We start from the raw sequence: 5,430 nt of genomic DNA, 5'->3' as shown, positions 1-5,430 counted from the left end.
GCGCTTAGGACGCTATCCCGTAGGGGTCCGCCGGTTCGAATCCGGTCCCGCGCATTTTCGTGACGAACAACACACCGAGTAGCGCGGAGCGACAGCGACGCGCTGCTCGGCTCCCGTGAATCACGAAAATCGCCAGCGGATTCGAATCCTGCAAGACGCGTGCAGCGAAGCGAGCACGTCTTGCTCCGGTTCGAATCCGGTCCCGCGCACTACCACTTTTTGCACGCTCCGCCGGTCTGGCGCGCTACGGCGCCAGACCCGGCTCCGCGAGCGTGGCGGCGAAGCCGCCACGTCAAAAGGTTGCGGGCCGCAGGCCCGCAACCCAGGCAAAAACGTGGGGGAAATATGCGCGAGAGCCTCCAGCCGCGGCGCTTCGCGCCGCGTTAGTCGGCTCTCGCTACCGGCCGCTCACTTCGTTCGCGCCCGGAGAACCGCCTCGGGGGCCTTCTCAGGAAGACTCCCTTCGGTCGTCTTCCAACGCTCCCGCTCGCTTCGCTCGCGGGACCTCCGAAGGCCCCGCTCGTCGGATGCCACTCGCAGAGTACGTTTCACGTCGCTCGATTATGCCCTCGTTTCATCCATCTGGACGGGTTCTCGACCGATTTCCAAAACCCACAGCAGCAGCCCGGATTCCGGTAATTTACGTCACGTTCGGCCGAAACGTGGGGGTTATCCCTCCGAATCCCTGAGGAAGGTTGTGACCGATTCGATCCCCGAACCACCGTCTGAAGAATACCTGCTGACGAGTCAGGGGTACCGCATCTCTGTCGACGAGGGCCGGGAGACGTTCTACGCGCTCAGCATCGAGGACCCCGACAACGAGGACGCGTGGCTCATGTCCGATACGGTTCGTTCTCTGGACGACGTTCTCTAGTTCTCGGCCCGAATTTGGGTGAAAGTCCGAAGGGAGTTCGAACAACGTTCTTGAAGCAAGACTCGCACGAACACCTATGGCACAGGCGAACGGCTCCGAGGGAAGCGATAGGACCCACCGCGAGCGGGGCGTCTCCGCGGGTCGACAGGTAGCAGGACACGCGGTCAGACGGGCGGGCTTTTGGGGAACCGTGGGATTGCCGTTCCTCGCCGTCGGCATACTTCTGACCCAGCCGCGCGGCTGGCTCCCGCTTCTGGTGGCGGTCTTCCTCCTCAACGGTATCGCCGTCCTAGCCGGCCACTGTTATAGCCGCGAGTGTTAGCTGGCCAAGGCCCGTTCTCCCGCACCGGTTAGTGCCTATTCGTCCTCGTCCGGTTCGCTCGTCGGAAGCGTCAGTTTACCGAGCGACAGCATCGGATCGAGAACGAGTCGACCGAATCGGTTCGCAGGGCTGCCGGGATACTCTCGGTCGGTCAAGCGTGTGAGTTGGGTCAGGTCGATCGGTCCGTTCGGATTGAGTTCGTCGGCGATGACGAGGAGGCTCGCGAAGGAATCCTCCCCGACGGAAGCGGTGTCGGAGAGTTTCCGTCCGTCGACGAGTGTGGCGATGTACGGTGAGAAATCGACGGCGTCGACGTCCGGCCACCCGAGTTCGTTTCGGACGAGTTCCTCGGCGGCTTCGATAGCACCGACGGAACTCAGGTGGCTGGCGCCGATGGCGGCCTTGGCAGCGCGGGCGGGGTCGCCGCTCAGGACCAGCGGGCCGATGGTAGCGACCGCGCCGTCGCCGACGCTGACGACCCAGCCGGGACTGTCGTATTTATACGTCGCGAACTGCGGGCCGTCTTCGGGCGGGGCCTCGTCCTCGACGCGGCGGGCGTTGACCACGCGCTGGATGTTCGTCGCGGCGACGCGGGCCTGCCGGACGGCCGTCTGTGCGCTCGCGGGGGCAGTGGTGCCCGCTTCGTCGACGACTTCCGCGGCATCACCGACGACGAAGGTCGCTTCACCGACCGCGAGGTCGCTTTCGGGGGTGGCACGCTCGCCGGCCAGCGCGTCGGGCCCACGGATGCCCCCGGTCCAGACGAGCAGGTCGTACGGGAGCGTGCGACCGTCTTCGAGGTGAACGGTGTCGGTGCCGGCCTCCGCGATGGTGGCACTCGTCTCGATTCGCACGCCGCGGGCTTCGAGTTCCCGACGGAGTGCGTCGGCGAAGGCGGTGTCGAACCCCGGCGCGATGTGGTCCGCCAGTTCGACGAGCGTCACGTCCAACTCGAGGTCCGCCTCCGCGGAGAAGGTCGCGAGTTCGCCGGCGGCCTGAATCCCCGAGAGGCCGGCGCCACCGACGATGACGTCCGTCGTGTCGTCGGCGATGGCCCGGTCGTGGATGCGCTCGGCGTCGTCGAGTCGTTTCAGGGGAATCGCATGCTCCCGGAGGCCGGCAATCCCATAGAAGGCGGTCTGCGCGCCGAGACAGACCGCGGCGGCGTCGTATTCGAGCGTCTCCTCGCCGTCCTCCGTTTCCAGCGTGGCCACACTGGCCTCGGCGTCGATTGCGGTGACCCGGGCTTGCCGGATGTCAGCGCGGTCGAGGGCCTCCTCCAGCGGGACGGTTATCGTCTCCGCCAAGGCCGGTCGGCGGATGACTCGGTGGAGTTCGTGTTGCAAGAGGTGCGTCGTCGATTCGTCGACGACGACGATATCGACGTCCTCCGGCAGGCGACGCTCGAGACGGCGTGTAACTGTCAATCCGGCGTATCCGGCCCCGAAGACGGCGACTCGCATACGTTGTACTTCGTCCCGACGCCGCATAGTCCCGATGGTGACGGAAATCCCATGGCGCTCCCCGGCGGTCGCCTCACCTGTCGTCGGGGTGAAACCACGGCGCATCGGCCAAACACGGCGACGGAGGTACGGTCGGTCCCCTTCGTCGTTGGTGATTTCAGTTTCGTGACGGGGGCAGTCAGTTGTCAGAATTCCCATAAGCCTTTTTCCTACCGTAATCGATAAACGAACGATGAGTGAACTCGGGGACCTGATAGACGATATCGTCGCGGACGTGGACAGCGTGTTTCTGTTTTCCCCGAGCGGTTCGATTTACGAACGGTTCGCCGAAACGGATACGCCGACCGTCGTCGTTTCGCCGGAAAACGCCGTCGACGCCGACCTGTACGTCGAGTTACCCCTCGAATTCGAGGACATGCGGGACCGCATCCGATTCGGTATCGAGGGGGCACTCGAAAACGAGTTCGTCGAAGAGGGCGACCACGTCGCCTGCGCGGCGAAGATGTTCGCCGAGGACATCGACACCGTCACGCGCGTCCGCGTCGGCGATTTCGAACACTCCGGCGTCTACGACCTCTTCGTCAACACCCGGCCCGAACCCGGCGTCATCCGGGACGTGCTGGAGGTCGCTATCGAACTCGGGAAGAAGGGCCAGAAAGGTAAGCAGGTCGGCGCGCTGTTCGTCGTCGGCGACGCCGGCAAGGTGATGAACAAGTCCCGCCCGCTGTCGTACAACCCCTTCGAGAAGAGCCACGTCCACGTCGGCGACCCCATCGTGAACGTGATGCTCAAGGAGTTCTCGCGGCTGGACGGCGCCTTCGTCATCAGCGACTCCGGGAAGATCGTCTCCGCATACCGCTATCTGGAACCCTCTGCGGAGGGCGTCGACATTCCGAAAGGGCTGGGCGCCCGGCACATGGCGGCCGGCGCGATCACGCGTGACACGAACGCCGTCGCAATCGTGCTCTCGGAGTCCGACGCGCTGGTTCGGGCGTTCACGGGCGGCGAGATCGTCCTCGAACTGGACCCGGAGGACTACTGATGTTGGTCGCGGTCCGCGAGTGGTTCTCCGGCCTGTCGCTACCCGAACAGAACCTCACGATTGCGGTCGGGGTACTGTTGGCCGGCCTCGTTCTGGGTGCGGTGACGGCGTGGCTGGTTCGCCGCATCCTGATGGTCTTGAATGTCGACGAGGCTGTTGAAGGGACGCCCTTCGAGCGAACGGCCCGCCGGCTCGGCAGTTCGACCGTACGCATCCTCGCGTGGCTCTGCGGCCTGTTCGTCTTCGTCGTCGCTGCGATGTATGCCGCGGGCACGCTGGAACTGTTGCCCTCGGCGGAGTATCTCAACGCACTGAGTATCTTCCTGCCGAAACTCTTCGTCGCCATCCTCGTCATCATCGTCGGCATCCTGCTGGGCGATAAGGCGGAACTCTTCGTCGGCGAACAACTCCGGAGCATCAAACTCCCCGAGGTAACACTGATTCCGTCGCTGGTTAAGTTCTCCATCTTCTATATCGCTGGCCTTATCGCCCTTTCACAACTCGGCGTCGCAACCGGGGCATTGCTCGTGTTACTTGCGGCGTACGCCTTCGGCATCGTCTTCCTCAGCGGCCTCGCGTTCAAGGACCTCCTTTCGTCGGCCGCAGCGGGCATCTATCTCCTGTTGACCGAACCATACAGCATCGGCGACGAGGTCGAGATCGACGGCAACCGCGGCATCGTCCAGGAGGTCGATGTCTTCGTCACCTACGTCGAAAGCGAGGGAGAGGAGTACATGATCCCGAACCGGAAAGTGCTCCGAGACGGTGCGATGCGGGTTCGGGGCTGACACCGGGGCGGACGACGCACAACGGTCACGGCGTGGGGTATCCTTTTCCGGTCTGCGGGTGATAGTTGAGGCATGCGCTCCCGAATCAAAACGGCAGTCAACCGTGCCAAATACGCAGCCATCGGTGCCGCTATCGGCGCGGCGGTCGGCGGATTGGTGAGCCGAAACGCCGCGAGTACTGGCGGTGCCGTCGGCGGCCTCGCCGGCGCGACGATCGGCGAAACACGAACCAGCGCCGAATCAACGTACACGGAACTGAGGGAAACGCTCCAGAGCGAAGTACCGGCCGACGACTGATACGGATCGCCGAAACGAATTGCCGGCCAACGCCGAGCCGCATCGGACGCTCACCGATGAAAGACGACGAGAAGTATGAACCGCAGCGTTCCACCAATCAGACGCCGTCGCTGGAACTGCTGTCGACCGGTTCGGCCGGCACACCTGCCCACGTCTCGCCCGGCGGTACGTCCTCGGTCACCAGCGAGTTGGCCGCGACCTGCGCTTCGGCGCCGACCGTCACGCCCGGAAGGAGAATCGCGCCAGCGCCGATCATCGCTCGTTCGCCGATGTGTACCTCGCCGGTCCGGTACTCGTCCTGCAGGAACTCGTGGCACAACAGCGTCGCGTCGTAGCCGATGATGGCGTCGTCCTCGACGGTGACGAGTTCGGGCCAGAACACGTCCGGCGTCGATTCGAGCCCCCACGAGACGCCGGAGCCGACGTCGACGCCGATGCGACCCAACAACCAGTTCTTGAGTCGGAGGCTCGGCGAGTGTCGAGCCGCGACGATGAACGCGTAGTTGAACGCGACCCGGAGCGGATGCTTGGCGTCGGGCCACGACATGAGTGAGTTGCCCGGCCCCGGCGTCGGATGGCGCGCCAGTCGGTCGTGGCGGCGCTCGCCGTCCGCCTCGTTGCCGTCGTCGCCGGTGTCGTCGCCG

At 64.6% G+C, this 5,430-nt stretch carries 7 protein-coding genes; 5 read left to right on the top strand and 2 right to left on the bottom strand.

Annotation, left to right across the window (positions count from 1 at the left end; translation table 11 throughout):
- Nucleotides 1–697: 697 nt before the first annotated feature.
- Complete coding sequence (locus V5A53_RS12655) at nt 698–874, top strand: hypothetical protein (RefSeq protein ID WP_332313979.1); 177 nt, start codon at nt 698–700, stop codon at nt 872–874.
- A gap of 76 nt (nt 875–950) precedes the next feature.
- The gene (locus V5A53_RS12650; protein WP_332313978.1) at nt 951–1,196 is read left to right on the top strand and encodes a hypothetical protein; all 246 of its coding nucleotides are present in this window, start codon (nt 951–953) and stop codon (nt 1,194–1,196) included.
- 35 nt (nt 1,197–1,231) lie between these two features.
- On the opposite strand, the gene V5A53_RS12645 is transcribed toward V5A53_RS12650, so the two are convergent.
- Nucleotides 1,232–2,659 carry an NAD(P)/FAD-dependent oxidoreductase gene (locus tag V5A53_RS12645; protein WP_332313977.1) on the bottom strand — a complete coding sequence of 476 codons (1,428 nt, stop codon included), beginning with the start codon at nt 2,657–2,659 and terminating at the stop codon, nt 1,232–1,234.
- A 232-nt stretch (nt 2,660–2,891) separates the two neighbouring features.
- On the opposite strand from V5A53_RS12645, the gene dacZ reads away from it, so the two are divergent.
- The 3 genes from dacZ to V5A53_RS12630 all read left to right on the top strand — a co-directional run bounded on the left by dacZ (nt 2,892) and on the right by V5A53_RS12630 (nt 4,786).
- Nucleotides 2,892–3,701: a diadenylate cyclase DacZ gene (dacZ, locus tag V5A53_RS12640; RefSeq protein ID WP_332313976.1), complete on the top strand. Its 810-nt coding sequence runs from the start codon at nt 2,892–2,894 to the stop codon at nt 3,699–3,701.
- On the top strand, nt 3,701–4,489 hold the full coding sequence (locus V5A53_RS12635; protein ID WP_332313975.1) for a mechanosensitive ion channel domain-containing protein: 789 nt from the start codon (nt 3,701–3,703) through the stop codon (nt 4,487–4,489). The genes dacZ and V5A53_RS12635 overlap by 1 nt, the downstream gene beginning before the upstream one ends.
- 72 nt (nt 4,490–4,561) lie before the next feature.
- On the top strand, nt 4,562–4,786 hold the full coding sequence (locus V5A53_RS12630; RefSeq protein WP_332313974.1) for a hypothetical protein: 225 nt from the start codon (nt 4,562–4,564) through the stop codon (nt 4,784–4,786).
- Nucleotides 4,787–4,883: 97 nt separating this feature from the next.
- On the opposite strand, the gene V5A53_RS12625 is transcribed toward V5A53_RS12630, so the two are convergent.
- On the bottom strand, nt 4,884–5,372 hold the full coding sequence (locus V5A53_RS12625; RefSeq protein WP_332313980.1) for an acyltransferase: 489 nt from the start codon (nt 5,370–5,372) through the stop codon (nt 4,884–4,886).
- Nucleotides 5,373–5,430 lie beyond the last annotated feature (58 nt).

The organism is Natronomonas sp. (assembly GCF_036625485.1).
GTDB lineage: Archaea > Halobacteriota > Halobacteria > Halobacteriales > Haloarculaceae > Natronomonas.
The sequence above is the reverse complement of the archived record's forward strand: the minus strand, read 5'-3'. Positions and strand labels throughout refer to the sequence as shown.

What these genes read in the sequence shown, in the direction of transcription:
- V5A53_RS12650 (WP_332313978.1), top strand. Translation starts at nt 951, where the DNA reads ATGGCACAGGCGAACGGCTCCGAGGGAAGCGATAGGACCCACCGCGAG.
- V5A53_RS12645 (WP_332313977.1), bottom strand. Translation starts at nt 2,659, where the DNA reads ATGCGAGTCGCCGTCTTCGGGGCCGGATACGCCGGATTGACAGTTACA.
- dacZ (WP_332313976.1), top strand. Translation starts at nt 2,892, where the DNA reads ATGAGTGAACTCGGGGACCTGATAGACGATATCGTCGCGGACGTGGAC.
- V5A53_RS12635 (WP_332313975.1), top strand. Translation starts at nt 3,701, where the DNA reads ATGTTGGTCGCGGTCCGCGAGTGGTTCTCCGGCCTGTCGCTACCCGAA.
- V5A53_RS12630 (WP_332313974.1), top strand. Translation starts at nt 4,562, where the DNA reads ATGCGCTCCCGAATCAAAACGGCAGTCAACCGTGCCAAATACGCAGCC.